We start from the raw sequence: 15,040 nt of genomic DNA, 5'->3' as shown, positions 1-15,040 counted from the left end.
TTATAGGCAACATTTATCAACCATCATGATTGGCAAAAAACGAGCTCATCATGATGAACACCCCCCATCTGCAAGCATTTGGCAGACATCTCAGAAAAATACGTAGCGAGAAAAACTTAAGTCAGGAAAAGCTTGGCTTACTATCAGATCTCGACAGAACTTATATTAGCGCCGTGGAACGTGGCAAACGTAATATCAGTTTATTGAATATTCTCCGGCTCGCTGATGCTCTTGAGGTTTCACCTGCCACCCTGATGATGTTCGAAGAGGTGGCTGATGCTTGAACGTGCCTTTTTCTCAGCCACGAGAAATGAGTTTTTGCGGCTTTCTCCCGAGACCATCATCGGAAGACTTGCCCAACACCACTCTCAAGATATCGTCTTACAGCAAACATGGGCTTGGCGAGAGCAAATAAAAGTCATCCGTTCGATTTTTGAACAAATCAGCGATGCCTTTATTTGCTTTGAATTACTAATTCCAAGAATGGGGCGTCGCGTCGATGTAGTATTGCTGATTGACGGCATGATATTTTGCCTGGAATTCAAAGTCGGTGAAAAATCCTTCCACCAGACCAGTTTGAGACAGGCTGAAGGCTATGCGCTTGACCTGAGCCACTTTCATGAAGCCAGCCATAACAAAATTATTATTCCAATCCTTATTGCCACAGATGCTCCAACATCTGAACTAGTCCCTCTAGAACTTCAAGATCAGGTTGCCAAGCCATTAAGAGCTAATGCTCAAACTATCACCGAACTAGTCTCGCACTGTCTGCTTCAAGTCTCACCACAAGAACAGATTGAGCCTGAGAAATGGTTAAAGGCATCTTATAAACCAACACCAACCATTATTCAGGCGGCTCAGGCTCTTTATGCCCATCATGATGTGACTGAAATATCACGCGGTGACGCTGAAGCAATTAACCTCACAGATACCTCGGAGCAACTGCTCGATATCATCCATCACTCGAGGCTCCATCAACAAAAAACGATTTGCTTTGTGACTGGTGTGCCTGGTGCAGGCAAAACATTGGTTGGCTTAAATGTCGCCAATGGGCACTTCAACAGACACGGTGAAGAGCAGGCCGTTTTTTTATCGGGAAATGGCCCGCTTGTGCATGTGCTTAGGGAGGCTCTAGCCCGGGACCGTCAAGACAAATCAAAGCGTTCGGCCAAAACGCTGAACATCAGTGAGGCAAGAAGAGAAACCGAAGCCTTTATCCAGAACATTCATCATTTTCGGGATGAGATGCTAACCGACGCTGATAAACCGCCACACAACCATGTTGTGATATTCGATGAAGCTCAAAGAGCCTGGAATAGAGAAAAGGCGGTTAAGTTTATGCGTCAGAAACGGGGTGTCGATAACTTCGATCAGTCAGAAGCAGAATTCTTGATCAGTGTGATGGATCGTCACAAAGATTGGACTGTGATTATTGCCCTGATCGGAGGTGGGCAAGAAATTCATGATGGAGAGGCCGGGTTAAAAGGTTGGTTTACGGCATTGTCAGACTCCTTCCCTGACTGGAAGGTTTATTATTCACCACAGCTTATGCAAGCTGAGTATGTCGGCGACAGTCAAGCGCTGCAGCTTGAAGATCACCAGCTCAACGAGCTTTCTTCTTTGCACCTTGCCAGTTCAATGCGCTCATTTCGGGCTGAAAGAGTCTCACATTTCGTTCATTACATCATTCACAATCAACCTGACAAGGCATGCCAGCTATCGCGCCAAATTCAATCTGCCTATCCCTTCTTCGTTACCAGAGATCTAGAAGTTGCTAAGCGCTGGGTGAAAGGTCAGTGCCGTGGTGAGCAAAGTGCAGGCATCATTGCCTCATCGAATGGCAAAAGACTCAAAGCAAACGGCGTTTTTGTTGATAACCAGATTGACCCAGCCAACTGGTTCTTGGGGCAGAGACAGGACGTCAGGTCATCGCACTTTCTGGAGGATGTTGGCACCGAGTTTTTAGTACAGGGGCTTGAGTTGGATTGGACTATCGTTTGCTGGGATGCTGATTTCCGTTATCAAAAAAATCAATTTGAATATTGGCGTTTTCGGGGCGCTAATTGGCAGCGACGACTAAAAGAAGCTGATCAAAATTATCTGGCTAATGCCTATCGAGTTCTTTTATCCCGTGCAAGGCAGGGCATGGTTATATTTATTCCTGCGGGCGACAACAATGACAGCACTCGTCAAGCTGCGTTTTATCAACAAACTTATGATTATCTGTTGCAGTGTGGAGTGAAAACGCTCGACTAGTGCGACAAGGCTATCCACTAATCTGACTTTATTAATAAAGGCTCAAGGTGCGGATAAATATTTTCCAATACGATTGGCTGGCCATCCTGATTAGGATGCAGCCCATCATTTTGCATCAGGCTTTTATCCAGCGCCACGCCCTCCAGCATAAACGGCACATAAGCGAGTTCATATTCTTCGGCGATGTCTTTGTATAGATTGAAAAACATTTCGGTGTAACGTTTGCCGTAATTCTGGGGGATTTGATTGCCCACCAGCAGCACTTTGGCATCCGCTTGCCGGGCCTGTTTGATCATGGTTTCCAGATTCTGGGTAGTCTGATCCAGTGGATAGCCACGCAGCGCATCATTGGCGCCCAGTTCCAGGATGACCCAGCGGGGTTGATGCGCTGACAGCAGCTTATCAAAACGCGCCAGGCCGCCCTGCGTGGTCTCGCCGCTGACGCTGGCATTGATGACCTTAATCTCCGGGTATGTTTCAGAAAGTTGATTCTCCAGTAAACTTACCCAGCCTGCTTCTGGTCGCATGTTGTGGGCAGCACTGAGGCTGTCTCCCATCACCAGCAAATTTGAGGCAAATGCCAGCTTGCTCAGCAAGAGTCCAGCTAGCAATACAAACCCGATGCATCTTTTCACAAACATAAATACCTTATTTAAAGTGAGCCCAGATGGCAGTTAAGACAGCAATTAGAGTAAAAAATTTAACCCATACCGTGACTGCCAACACCGGCGACTTAACGATATTGAAAAAAATCGATATGGAAATCAAGGAAGGTGAGTCCGTGGCCATTGTCGGCGCCTCGGGTTCGGGCAAGTCGACCCTGCTGGGCTTACTGGCCGGCCTTGATATCAATACCTCGGGTGACATTTATCTCTACGACCATGCGTTTTCCGAGATGGATGAAGAACAGCGGGCATTACTGCGTGGTCAGTATGTCGGCTTTATTTTCCAGTCATTTCATTTATTACCCAGTCTGCAGGCGGTGGAAAACGTGATGCTCCCGGCAGAGTTGAAAGGCGATAAAGATGCCCGTCAAAAAGCGGAAGCCTTACTCGACAAAGTCGGTCTGGCAGAGCGCTTGACCCACTACCCCAGCCAGCTTTCCGGTGGTGAGCAGCAACGCGTGGCTATTGCCCGTGCTTTTGCCTCCAGCCCCAAAATCCTGTTTGCCGATGAGCCTACCGGTAATCTGGATGAGGGCAACGGTAAAATTATTATCGATCAGTTGTTTGACCTCAATCATTCGCAGGGCACGACGCTGGTGATGGTCACCCACGACAATGAACTCGCCAAGAAATGTGACCGGCAACTGGTGATGTCAGCCGGTCAACTGGCGGAGCACTGATTATGCGTTTTGCGCTACGTTTACTGCTTCGTGATCTGAAAAGTGGCGATATCCTGACCTTGATCGTTGCGTTGATTATTTCGGTCAGCACCGTCACCGCCATCAGTTTATTTATCGACCGCTTGCAACTGTCTTTTGAGAAAGAGTCAGCCAGCCTGATGGCCGCCGATCGCCAGATCCGCAGCGATGACGTAATTGCTGAAAGCTGGCGGCAAAAAGCCCGTGATTTGTCGCTTGAGCAGGCGGAAAGAACGTCATTCAGGACCATGATCTTTGCCGGCGATGCCCTGCAGTTGAGTTGGGTCAGTGCTGTCACTGACAGCTACCCTCTAAGAGGGGCTTATCTGGTCGATAACACGCTGTTCGGTGCTGGCACCAGCACGAGTCATTCGCCAAAGCAGGGCGAAATTTGGCTGTCATCGCGTCTGGCCAGCCTGCTTAATGCCGAGATCGGTGATGCAGTAGAAGTCGGTGAAACCAGCTTAACGGTGAGCGGCTACCTGGTCAGGGATCCCGGCTCCAGCAGTTCTGCCTTTGCGGTATCTCCCCGGGCAGTGATGAACCACGCTGATCTGGAAGCCACCGGCGTGATTATTCCCGGCAGCCGTGTTCGTTACAGTCTGTTGCTGGCCGGAGAAAGGCAAGCGCTGCAGGCCTATCAAGACTGGGTGACACCAAAGCTCAATGAAGGCCAGCGCTGGCGAACACCCATACAAAAAGGCGAGCGCATCGGTGACACCATTGGCAAAGCCCAGTCATTTTTACTGCTGGCCGGCACGCTGGCGGTGATCCTGTCCGGTGTCGCCATTGCACTGGCATCAGCGCGCTTTGCCAAACGGCATTTGATGCAGGTCGCGGTATTAAAAACCCTGGGGGCCACGCCCAGGTCACTGGTGAAAACCTTCCTGATCCAGTTCTCGCTTTTGTTTATCGGCGGTGTGGCTATCGGGCTTGTTGCTGGTTGGCTGATACAGGGACTGATTTCCTCGCTGTTATCGGGTCTGATGTCCACGGCCTTACCGGCACCTTCTGTCAGTCGCTTATGGCTGGGCGTGGCGACCGGTCTGGTATCGATGCTGGCGTTCTGCCTGCCGATGATGCAAAGGCTGATTCAAATCTCGCCGATGTCGGTTTTGCAACCGGCGTTAAAACTGGAACACAACACCCTCATCATTTACGGGCTTGGCTTTATCGGCATGTACGGTCTGATGTGCCTTTACACAGAGGGCTTTTTATTACCCAGCATTATGACGCTGGCAATGCTGGGTATCGGTCTGCTGGTGTCGGTCATCGGCTTTGCTGTATTCCGTCTGGGCCGATCATTGACTTCGGGCGCCACCAGCGGCTGGCAGATCGGGCTGGCGTCTTTATACCGGCGACTGGTGCCCAACCTGTTTCAGCTGCTGGTGTTCACGCTGATTATCATGCTGGGGCTGATCCTGGTGGGGATAAAAACCAGCCTGGTCTCGGACTGGCAGCAGCAACTGCCGGCCGATGCCCCCAATCATTATCTGTTTAACGTTCAAAGCGGCCAGATTGACAGCATCAACCAAGTTACTGATGCGCTCGCTATCCCCCGTTCTGACTGGTATCCCATGGTGCGCGGCCGGGTGGTGACCGCCAAAGGCACCAGTATTCAGTCGCTCTACCCCGAGGGCAGGGGCGAACCCGAGTTATATGAGCGTGAACTCAACCTGACCTGGGCCGACAGCATTGGCAAGGGCAATGAGCTGGTCGCCGGTGACTTTGCAGCAAATGGCCTCTCGGTTGAACAGAGTGCTGCTCAGGAAGCCAATCTCCAACTCGGTGATGAACTGGAAATCAATATCGGCGGCAAACGGGTCACGCTGCCTATCACCTCAATTCGCAAGGTGGACTGGGGATCGATGCAGCCCAACTTTTACCTGATCCTGCCCAAAACAGCACTGGAGGACTACACCGCCAACTTTGTCAGCAGTGCTTTTGTCAGTAACGATAATGCCCAGGCTTTTTATCGTGAAATGGCACAGTTCCCCACTGTCTCGATGCTCAATGTCGGTGAACTGTTAAAGCAGATCCAGACCGTCATCGGCCAGTTGTCTCAGGCGATTCAACTGGTACTTATCTGTATCCTCAGTGCCGGTGGGCTGGTGTTGCTGGCCAGTGTGCGCGCGACGCTGGAAGAGAGGCTGGAAGAAGGCGCTTTATTGCGTGTTTTAGGCGCCAGAAAGGCGCTGGTACAGCAGTCTTTGTTTGTTGAGTTTGGCGCGCTGGGCCTGTTTTCCGGTTTGATTGCCGCTGCCGGGGCGGAAGCCTGTCTGTTTGGTTTGCAGGTGTTTGTATTCAACGGTCAGGCCAGCTGGCATCCGCTGTTGTGGGGGTTGGGTCCGCTGATTGGCATGGGCATTATTTGTGCAATCGGCATCAGCGCCAGCAGAACCGTGGTCAGGGTGCCACCGATGCATCTGCTACGTGAGTTTTAGCGATCCTTCAGTGCCTGCTGCAGGAAGTCGATCATCGCGCGGACCTTGGCCGGTGGCCGCCGGTCCGGCGGTGATAACACATGCAGGCCGCCCACATCGACTGTTGGGATGTCCAGCGTTATCGCCTCCAGCGTACCGTCAGCCAGCGCCTGCCCCACAATAAAGTCGGGCTGATAAATCAGACCCTGACCGCCCAGGGCTGCTGCCAGCAGCGCGTCACCGTTGTTAGCTTTAAGGCTGCTTTTTACCGCTACCCGGACCTCGCCCTGACGACCGAAACACCAGTAACCCTCACCCTGCATCGGCGACAGGGTATAACTCAGGCAGTGATGATCGCTGATTTCTGCTGCGCGGCGCGGTCTGCCATAGCGGCTCAGATAATCCGGTGAACCGCATACCAGCAGTTCACAATCGCCCAGCCGTCGAGCCTTGAGCGAACTGTCAGCCAGATGGCCAATGCGGATGGCCAGATCCCAGCCTTCGCGGAGCAAGTCCTGTTTTGCATCACTGAGCCCCAGTTCAACTTCAACATGCGGATAAAGACGATTGAACTCGGGCAGCAGCGGTGCAATAAAGCGCACCCCGAATGACAGCGGCACATTCATCCGCAACTGCCCGACGGCTTCATTACGCTGGGCCAGCACTTCGGATTCTGCTTCATCGACTTCCTGTAAAATACGTCGGCAGGATTCGAGATACTGGCTGCCCGCATCGGTCAGCGTCAGTTGGCGGGTGGTGCGGCGCAATAACTTAATACCCAGCCGCGCCTCTAGTGCATCAAGGTGCTTGGTCGCCATCGCTGGCGACATATGCAGCGAGCGGCCCGCCGCAGACAAGCTGCCCAATGCGGCGGCTTGGCTGAACACGCGCATGCTCAAAAAGCGATCCAGCATTTATTTCTTACTCTCAGTTAAAGCTCTTTATGCATAATGCCATGTTCTCCTACTTATAACATTAAGTTAAAGTCTGACTGTTTTTCTTGTTGCGCCGGACTGCGCGACAAAAAGAACCACTCGTTTAAGATTTCAGGAGAGAGCCATGCTGCATGACTCACAACAACGCTATGGCCTGATTACCCGTTTTTTCCACTGGTTCATGGCTGTGCTGGTAATCCAGCAATTCTTTAAATTCGCTGATTATATTAATGACGGCGAACACTGGCTGGGCGACACTTTCGGCCCCTACCACACCTCGATTGGGGCACTGATCATGTTGCTCACCATTGCCCGCCTGCTGTGGACCCGCAAACAAAAGCCTCAGCGCCCCAAAACCCCGGGGCTTATCGGTACCATCGCCCGCAGCAGTCACCGCATCATGTATTTCTGTCTGCTGGTAATGCCGCCACTGGGTGTGCTCTACATCTACGGCAAAGGCTACCCGGTCAAACTGTTTGGTATGACGATGCTGGATAAACCGGCCGGTGAAACGCAGTGGATGATCACTATCGGCGATATGCATGCCGTATTGGCATTAGTGCTGGTTGGATTGGTACTGGCGCACTTTGCCGGTGCCCTGTTCCATCACTTCATTCGCCGTGATGACACCCTGAAACGCATGGTCTAAACCAAAAAAGCCCCGACATCTGTGATGCCGGGGCTTTTCTTCAGGGCTGGGCGACAAAAATTATTTGTCGTCGCCCCGGTTTTTGACGCCCTGATTGCCGGGCGCGCTGTTTGAGTCGCGTGGCTCAGCCAGATTGGGGTCATTTTTCTTTTCTTCGTGCTTGATCAGTTTTTTAAACACCAGAGCAATAACAAGCAGCGCCACCACAGCAATAACTGTAATTGTCGTTTTATCCATCTCAATCATCCTTACTTCATCTCAATACCGGTGAGACCGAGCTCTTCACCAACCCCGCCATCTTAACAAAGATTGCAAACAACTCCTTATAAATTCTGCTATCGTCGCTAAAAGTGTTTAGCTTATTCATGATAGCCAGGGAGTGCTTGATGACCTTTTCAAAATCACAATTCGCCATTCTGATCTTTACCGCGCTTTATACCATTGTGTTTGCCGTGTTCTACATTGGCCAGTTGAATATGGAATTTATCGGCTATGTCGGCGTGATCGTGTTTATTTTCACCCTGCTTTACGCCACGCTCGATAAAACCCGTATCCCCACTTATATCTTGGCAGGCCTGTCTTTGTGGGGCTTGATGCATATGATGGGCGGCAGTGTTCAGACGGCTGATGGCGTGCTCTATGCCTGGCGGATTTATCCGTTTTATGACGGCGGTGGTGAGTTTTTTATTCTCAAATTTGATCAGGTGGTGCATGGCTACCTGTATGCCGTTGTTGGTCTCTTGTTTCTGCATTTACTTCGGCAATATTTTGGCAATCAGCACAGTCAGCTTCTGGTCGGCTTTATCGCAGTGATGGCGGCTTTGGGTGTGAGCGGGGTCAATGAAATGATTGAGTTTATCGCCGTGCTGACCGTGCCTGATAACGGCGTTGGTGGTTACTTCAACCTGATGCTGGATATGGTATTCAACTTTGCCGGCGCCTTGCTGGCTGTCATCGGATTTTATCTGTTTAAGTTTGTACGTCGAGGGTAATTCGATGTGAGCGCTCGCTCACTTTCTGACAAAGAGCCTAGTTGGGCAAGGCGATAAAAGTGCCGTCATTCAGGCGGGTCATTTCCCGCATCAACACACTGAAGCGGTCAGTGGTGCCCGCCGAAATAAAACCGACCGCGTGAATTCTGGCCAGGCGCCGGCCGGAGCTTAAGACCCTATTCTGTTCGGTCACCGTTTTGATCACCGCATCATAATTGCCGCCGGAATATTCATCCCCAAACACGTAAATAGAGGTGGTGATATTGGGTTTGGCATATTTTCTCAGCGCCACGCTGAGCCCCTCCACCGGACTGGAATTGGACACAGCATTCCATTTAGAGAATAGCGAAATGGCATTTTTGCGCCGGCTCTGGGTATCGGGAATCCAGCGGCCGTCGTAGCCCGAGATCAGCGGTTTTCCCATATCATTCAGTACCTGAAAGCCTTTTACTTCAGGATGAATATTGAGCACGTTGATAATTTCGCTGGACACTCTGCCCCAGATGCTTTTCATACTGCCCGAGGTATCAACAATAAATACCACGTAATCGCTGTCGACCGGGATGCCGCCGACCTCATCATCACGCTCGCTGACCGGTGGCCGGGGTGTGCTGAGCGAGGCCTGTTTCAGCCTTTGTTCTACCAGACTCAAGCCTTCCACCGATTCGGCCATCGCTTCGGATTGTTTATCCAGCGTGCTGAGTTCCTGCTGCAAAGAACTTGAGGCCTGTTGAATGGAGGACTTTTGATCGGATAACGACTCCAGCGCAGCCAAATCCTCGCGCATGGTTTTTTCAATCTCCGTGACCGAATTCTGCAACGACAATAGCGAAGCCAGCAGCGCGCTGACTTCATCGGCACCAGCCTGACTTTGGTCGATATCGGTTTTGGAAATCAGGATCAGCATGACTACTGCGCCGAAGCCGCAGGAAATCACATCCAGAAAGGACAGGCTGAAAATATCGAGACTTCTGCTGCGTCGCTTCATGGCCAGTTCTTCGCCGGGCTGATCACCATACCGCGCTGACTGGCCGCCCACAGCCAGTATTGATAAGCCGCTTCCGGGTCGCCTTCAATAGGTAACAGGATGACATCGAGCTGGGCACCCATATTGCCGCTCTCCTTGATGGTCTGCTGGAACAGTCGTTTGCGGCACTCACCACTGATGGTTTTACCGCCACCGGTGAGTGAACTGCAATCTGAAAAGGGATTCAGGCTTTTAAAGCGCGACTCGCCCTGGGTCGGCAGGCCATCGGTAATCACATAGACATTGCTGGGTGAAAAGCTTTTGATGGCGTTCAGACCTTTCTGCAGATTGGTTGCCCCGGTTGGCACCAGGCTGCTGGCTTCGCGGATGATACGATTGGCTGACTCACTGCTGGCATTAATCCAGCCCTTGCCACCCAGTTGTTTTGCTTGTTCATTGTAGGCCATCACCAGCACCTCACTGTTTTGTGGCAGTCTGGCCAGCATCCAGCTCAGTACCCGTTGCGTTCGCTGCCACTTGGGGGCGTTGATTTTGTTCTGATCGCTGCCGCTCTTGGTTTTGATGATATCAATCAGTTTTTCATTGGTCATGGAGGCACTGGCATCGAGCAAAATGGCGATCTTGCTGCCCTCCACCCTGAGCCCCATCAGATACTGTTCTTCGTTCACCTGTTGGGTTTCGACCAGATCCTGTTTTTCCGGCACCTTGATGCTGGTGATGCTTTGCTTGAGCTCGTCCAGCGTGGAAGTGGCGGCCGACAGTGCCTCATTTTTGGCCTGCAGATCAGCCCGCTGAGATGACAGGCTCTGTCGCAGGCTGGCGATATCGATGTTTTCCTGTTGCAGCTGCTGACGGATGTCATTCAGCCGCTGCTGTGACTCATCTCTGGCCTGCTCCAGCTGGCTGATATCGTTTTTGAGATTTTCAATTTCGGCCGGGGCTTCATCCACGCTCTGCTTGACCAGCATAAAGACCAGGATCACCGCGCCCAGCCCGCAGGACATAATGTCCAGAAAGGCGAGACTCGATCCTTCAGCGCGGCGGGGTTTATGTGCCAAAGCAACTTACCTGATGCGGCGCAGCAGGAACCTGTCGCAATAGTCCTGCGTATCGACAATCTGACTGTCCTGCAGGCGTTGAAGCTGGTGGAACAGAAACATCAGAAAGATACTGATAAGCAGGGCAACCAGGGTGGAGTTAAAGGCGATACCGAGACTGTCGGTCATCCCGGCAATATCACCGGCCAGCGCTTCATCGGCTTGAGACAGCGCCTGACCGATACCGCGCACAGTGCCGATAAAGCCTATCGAGGGAATCGCCCAGATAAGATAGCGGATCATGGTGTTCTCGGAATCCTGCTTGACCGCGATGGCTTCCAGGTTGCTCTCGATAGCATCGGACAGATTCTGCACATTATCGGTGGAGCTGTAACGCCATAATGCTGAGCGCAACGTCTGCACCAGCGGGGATTGGCGGCAGTCTTCCGGAATATCATGATCGAGGCGCTGAATGATGCCGTTGACGTCGAGATCGTGTCGGGCATTGGTCTCTTCGCTGTTTTCAATGCGCACATCTTCAATCAGATCCACATTGTAGAGATACTTGGTTTTGAGAATCTGGCGATAAGCACTGCTAATCAGAAAACAGCCCCAAAGCAGCAGAATGAAGCAGATCTGCTGTTCATAGTCCTTGATCAGCACCACGATATCGCGCGGTGCAGACTGTCCCTGTGCCGCGGCCTCTGCCATTAACTGTGCCGCTTCCGGCCTGACGTAGGCGATAAACAGCATATGTACCACAATCACCGACACCACCAGCGCAGCGAAATTTTTCAACGTTTCGTTCATGTTCAGATATCCACCGGAAAAGAAACGGGCGAGTTAAGACTGATGACCGGTTTACCGGCATAAACCTTGTGCGCGGTAAAGCCAATGACGAACAGCAGCAGGACAGCGCCCAGCAGCGCCCCCAATTTTTTAATGCGTGACATTGTCATGCCCTCCGTAAACAAATCGGCCCAGCCTGAAACCCAGTGTTTCGGCCCCCTCGGTCTTGCCATCGCGGTAGGAAGCGCGCAGCTCGGTTAAGGAGCCAGAACGCCAGTTCGCGCCTTTGATGACACGGCTGGCAGTGAGGTTGGTGTCGAGTTGATGCGGCTCTGCCGCAGTTGCCGTTGGTGGTATCAGTGTATAGGCATCATGGGTCCACTCACTGACATTGCCGCCCATATCAAACAGCCCTGACTGTTCCCGTTGCATCGACATCACTGGTGCCATCCCGGCATAACCATCATCATAGCGCGGCACATAAACCGTGACACTGCCTTTGGCCGAGACATCGGCGATATTGACGGCATTTTTAGGGATGGTCTGGCTGTTCCCCCAGACAAACCGGCTTTGCTGTGCTCTGCCGGCTTTTCTGGCAAGCCATTCCCATTCGGCCTCAGTCAATAAGCGATAGCCATCGGCGCTGGAATTGATAGCCGTGAGAGTGTTACCACTGAACTGATACACCGGCTGCAGGTTCTCTTTCCGGCTCAGCCAGTTGGCATATTGGGCCGCTTCAACCCAGCTGACACCGGTGGTTGGCAGTTGTGCTTGGCCGCCATGGGCCTTATCAAACTGCGTATAAGCGGCATTGGTGACTTCATGACGTCCGGCATAAAACGGCCGGTTAATGTGTACGGTTTTAATAAATTCATTGGCGCGCTGGCCGGGCTCTCCGCGGGCTGCCCCCATCCTGATCTGGTCGCTGGGTTTAAACAGCACCATCTCGCCCCCGGCTTTGGTTTTATAAACCGGCGGGGCATCGGCAAGCCGTGCTTCGGCTTCCAACACCATGACAGCGTGCACCGTCGCTGTGGCACTGGCTTTCGGCGTCACAGTCTGCTTGATTGTCCTGTAGCCAGGCGCACGGACCTCGATCTGATGCGGAATCGCCATCAGCCGGGTTTCAAAAGGCGTGTCACCGGCTTTTTTGCCATTGATAAAGACCTCGGCCGTTTTGCTGGCAGTGACTTTGAGCGCCCCCATTTCCTGTTCCAGGCTGAAATCAAGGTGACGACTTTCCTCAGCAGTCAGCGTTAGCGTCCGTGTTTGGCTGAAGTAGCCAGGTTTCTGGTAGCGGAGTGTGTTTTCCTGCCCAGCCTTGAGGCGAATTTTACCCTGTGGATTCACATTAATGCCGTTCAGTGTCAGCGTGCCGCCTGCCGGATCCAGTGACACCGTCACGCCGGCGCTTTTGGCTGCGAGTCGGTACTCGCGGCTGGGGTTGGGGTCGCTTTGACTGATCTCAAGCTGCTCGCGGCTGGGGTCAAAACCGGCTTTCGCGACCTCGACCTGATACTCACCACCGACCAGTGCCAATGTGAGCGGGGTCTGACCCTGTGTTTCGCCATTAATGCTCACCGAGGCGCCCTCAGGGATGCTGCTGATGGCAAGCTCACCCTGAAGTGGCGACAGGCTGGGGGTCTGTTCCATCACTTCGCCGGGTTTGAGCGTCAGATTGAGGGTTTGCGGCTGGTAATAGGGATGGCTGATTTCAACCTGATAGTCTCCCGGCTCCAACTGCTGTTCGAGTGTGTCAGCCACCGCAATCATCGAACCGTTGATGGACCAGCGGGTTTGATTGTCTCTAATGGGCGAACTCATCAGCAGGCAGGCCGGCAACGGTTCCAGCACCAGTTGAATGACCTTGCCGAAATCCTGGTTGGCAATCGTGCGTGTCTGTGGTCTATAGCCCGTTGCAGTGGCTTCAATCTCTGCCTTTGAGGTCAGGCTGTAAAGATGATTGTCGATCACAAAAGCCAGCCCGGAAATGGCCGAGACTTCGGCCTGCTTACTGATTTCCTGAGGCAATACTTCAATACGGCTGGCCTTGGCGATGATCAGCAGACTGATAACAAACAGCACTGCCAGCATGCTGCCGGCGCTCCATAGCAGACGCCGGCGCCGGCTTTTTTGTTTGGCTTCAAAAACGGCCTGTTTAAATTCGCTCATCGGCGACAATGCTCACTTGGTAAGACGCTGTATCGGGGGGAATGGTGACTTCAACGATTTTGGACTTATAGCCCTGACGTTTGCCCTCGAACTGATAAGTGCCGGGTTTCAACTCGATGGTCTTGGCGCGGGTGGTACCCACTACACCCACACCGCGCACTGAGATGGCGGTTTCACCATCGGAAATGACTTCCACGGTGACGGGTTTGTTCGCCGCATTCATGCTGTCACGCAGTTTGTTGGCGGCGGCATTGAGTGAAGGACTGGCCCCGCGCAGCGGTTCTGCCTGAATCAATGCAATCTCTGCTTTGGACTTCACCAGTTCGTTGGACAAGCGTTGAGGATTGGCCTGCAAGGCCTGCATTTGCTGCTGCAGCGAGACAATGCGCTCGGCGCGGGTCAAATTATCGCTGATTGTTTTATCAGCAGGGCGTTGCTGCAGTGCCTGTTTCCATTCTTTGACTGCGCTTTGCCAGTTATCCGCCTGTTGCGCCGCTTGCGCAGCGGCGACACTCGATTCATAAACAAGACGGGACTCAAGTTCAGTAATCGCTGCGGCCAGTTGCTGATTTTCCGCGCGCTCGGCATAAAGCTGTCTGGCCTGATTAAGCGCTGTTTTTGCCGCTGAAAGATCGGCTGCATCAACAGCACGGTAGCCCCGGGCAATATGCTGATCATAACGATTGGCGGCGAGCTGACTTCGCAGTGAGGCGGCGCGCTGTTTCATGGCCTCCTGCTCGCTATCGATTTGCAGCAGATCATTGATAAGCGCCAGCTCTTTGGCCGGATTGTTTTCTGCTCGGGCCACGTTAATCGCTTTTTCCAGTGAGGCCAGCTGCGGGATCTGTTCTATTTTGGCCGACAGCTGCTGAGCGTCCTCATCTTCGGCCTTATGCATCAGCACCTTGTCAGCTTCAAGGCGTGCACGGTTGTAATCCAGCGCATCGTAAGCTTGTTCAGCATTTTTCATCGCTTCATTGAATGCCTGACGACTGTTTTCAAGCGTGGTTTCGGCCAGCGTATTGAGCGCTTTCATTGCGCTGTTGGCTTTGCCATAGTCACCGGCTGAAAAGGCCTCAATGGCATCAGCTTCCCCCTGTTGAAGGCGCTCGGCCAGCGCTTTATCCCAACTTTTAATATCTATCTCATCGAGTTGCGGTCTCAAGACATTCTGATAATGCGCGTAGGCTTCAAGATAGCTTTCTCTTACCTCGCTGTCGCCTACCGGCGTCGCTGTCGAGTCTGACGGCTGAGGTGGAGCCGCTGTTTCCGGTTGCTCGGTCGCAACCGGTTGTTCAGGGTCAGAGGGGGAATAGCTGCTGAAAAAAAACACCAGCGCCAGCAACAACAGCGCGGCGCTGCCGAAGGCAATAAGACGCAAAAAATTCTGTCGTTTTGCCTGTCTGGCCCGGGCGATTTTCTCATTAAGCATGGGC

At 52.5% G+C, this 15,040-nt stretch carries 15 protein-coding genes; 6 read left to right on the top strand and 9 right to left on the bottom strand.

Going from position 1 to position 15,040, the window contains the following annotated elements; all coding sequences use genetic code 11:
• The first annotated feature begins 50 nt into the window (after window positions 1-50).
• The gene (locus tag Q0X64_RS05020; RefSeq protein ID WP_297809447.1) at window positions 51-284 is read left to right on the top strand and encodes a helix-turn-helix transcriptional regulator; all 234 of its coding nucleotides are present in this window, start codon (window positions 51-53) and stop codon (window positions 282-284) included.
• Window positions 277-2,256, top strand: coding sequence for a DUF2075 domain-containing protein (locus tag Q0X64_RS05015; RefSeq protein WP_297809446.1), 1,980 nt, complete (start codon window positions 277-279; stop codon window positions 2,254-2,256). The genes Q0X64_RS05020 and Q0X64_RS05015 overlap by 8 nt, the downstream gene beginning before the upstream one ends.
• Window positions 2,257-2,273: 17 nt before the next feature.
• Here Q0X64_RS05015 and Q0X64_RS05010 read toward each other — a convergent pair whose 3' ends face one another.
• Entirely contained in the window at window positions 2,274-2,897 is a 624-nt protein-coding gene (locus Q0X64_RS05010) for an arylesterase (RefSeq protein WP_297809445.1), read from the bottom strand.
• Between the two features lie 26 nt (window positions 2,898-2,923).
• Here Q0X64_RS05010 and Q0X64_RS05005 point away from each other — a divergent pair, with 26 nt between their 5' ends.
• Both Q0X64_RS05005 and Q0X64_RS05000 read left to right on the top strand, forming a co-directional pair.
• Entirely contained in the window at window positions 2,924-3,601 is a 678-nt protein-coding gene (locus Q0X64_RS05005; protein WP_297809444.1) for an ABC transporter ATP-binding protein, read from the top strand.
• Window positions 3,602-3,603: 2 nt separating this feature from the next.
• Window positions 3,604-6,063: an FtsX-like permease family protein gene (locus Q0X64_RS05000; protein WP_297809443.1), complete on the top strand. Its 2,460-nt coding sequence runs from the start codon at window positions 3,604-3,606 to the stop codon at window positions 6,061-6,063.
• Here the strand turns inward: Q0X64_RS05000 and Q0X64_RS04995 are convergent.
• Entirely contained in the window at window positions 6,060-6,956 is an 897-nt protein-coding gene (locus tag Q0X64_RS04995; RefSeq protein ID WP_297809442.1) for a LysR family transcriptional regulator, read from the bottom strand. The genes Q0X64_RS05000 and Q0X64_RS04995 overlap by 4 nt on opposite strands.
• A gap of 145 nt (window positions 6,957-7,101) precedes the next feature.
• Here Q0X64_RS04995 and Q0X64_RS04990 point away from each other — a divergent pair, with 145 nt between their 5' ends.
• A complete protein-coding gene (locus Q0X64_RS04990; protein ID WP_297809441.1) occupies window positions 7,102-7,626 on the top strand; it encodes a cytochrome b/b6 domain-containing protein in 525 nt (174 codons plus the stop codon).
• A 60-nt stretch (window positions 7,627-7,686) separates the two neighbouring features.
• On the opposite strand, the gene Q0X64_RS04985 is transcribed toward Q0X64_RS04990, so the two are convergent.
• Entirely contained in the window at window positions 7,687-7,863 is a 177-nt protein-coding gene (locus tag Q0X64_RS04985) for a hypothetical protein (RefSeq protein ID WP_297809440.1), read from the bottom strand.
• A 149-nt stretch (window positions 7,864-8,012) separates the two neighbouring features.
• Between Q0X64_RS04985 and Q0X64_RS04980 the strand changes: the two genes are divergently transcribed.
• A complete protein-coding gene (locus Q0X64_RS04980) occupies window positions 8,013-8,618 on the top strand; it encodes a DUF2238 domain-containing protein (RefSeq protein ID WP_297809439.1) in 606 nt (201 codons plus the stop codon).
• A gap of 37 nt (window positions 8,619-8,655) precedes the next feature.
• On the opposite strand, the gene Q0X64_RS04975 is transcribed toward Q0X64_RS04980, so the two are convergent.
• The 6 genes from Q0X64_RS04975 to Q0X64_RS04950 are packed head-to-tail and all read right to left on the bottom strand — an operon-like array spanning window position 8,656 to window position 15,036.
• A complete protein-coding gene (locus tag Q0X64_RS04975; protein ID WP_297809438.1) occupies window positions 8,656-9,606 on the bottom strand; it encodes a hypothetical protein in 951 nt (316 codons plus the stop codon).
• On the bottom strand, window positions 9,603-10,664 hold the full coding sequence (locus tag Q0X64_RS04970) for a VWA domain-containing protein (RefSeq protein ID WP_297809437.1): 1,062 nt from the start codon (window positions 10,662-10,664) through the stop codon (window positions 9,603-9,605). Before Q0X64_RS04970 ends, Q0X64_RS04975 begins: the two co-directional genes overlap by 4 nt.
• A 6-nt stretch (window positions 10,665-10,670) precedes the next feature.
• Window positions 10,671-11,453: a MotA/TolQ/ExbB proton channel family protein gene (locus Q0X64_RS04965; protein WP_297809436.1), complete on the bottom strand. Its 783-nt coding sequence runs from the start codon at window positions 11,451-11,453 to the stop codon at window positions 10,671-10,673.
• A gap of 2 nt (window positions 11,454-11,455) precedes the next feature.
• On the bottom strand, window positions 11,456-11,596 hold the full coding sequence (locus tag Q0X64_RS04960; protein ID WP_297809435.1) for a hypothetical protein: 141 nt from the start codon (window positions 11,594-11,596) through the stop codon (window positions 11,456-11,458).
• Window positions 11,583-13,604 (bottom strand): PEGA domain-containing protein, encoded by a 2,022-nt coding sequence (locus Q0X64_RS04955; protein ID WP_297809434.1) that lies wholly within the window; start codon window positions 13,602-13,604, stop codon window positions 11,583-11,585. Before Q0X64_RS04955 ends, Q0X64_RS04960 begins: the two co-directional genes overlap by 14 nt.
• Window positions 13,591-15,036 carry a hypothetical protein gene (locus tag Q0X64_RS04950; protein WP_297809433.1) on the bottom strand — a complete coding sequence of 482 codons (1,446 nt, stop codon included), beginning with the start codon at window positions 15,034-15,036 and terminating at the stop codon, window positions 13,591-13,593. The genes Q0X64_RS04955 and Q0X64_RS04950 overlap by 14 nt, the downstream gene beginning before the upstream one ends.
• Between the last annotated feature and the right edge of the window lie 4 nt (window positions 15,037-15,040).

The organism is uncultured Methylophaga sp. (assembly GCF_947259025.1).
Lineage (GTDB): Bacteria > Pseudomonadota > Gammaproteobacteria > Nitrosococcales > Methylophagaceae > Methylophaga.
Note: the sequence above shows the minus strand (reverse complement) of the source record. Positions and strands in the feature narration are given on the sequence as shown.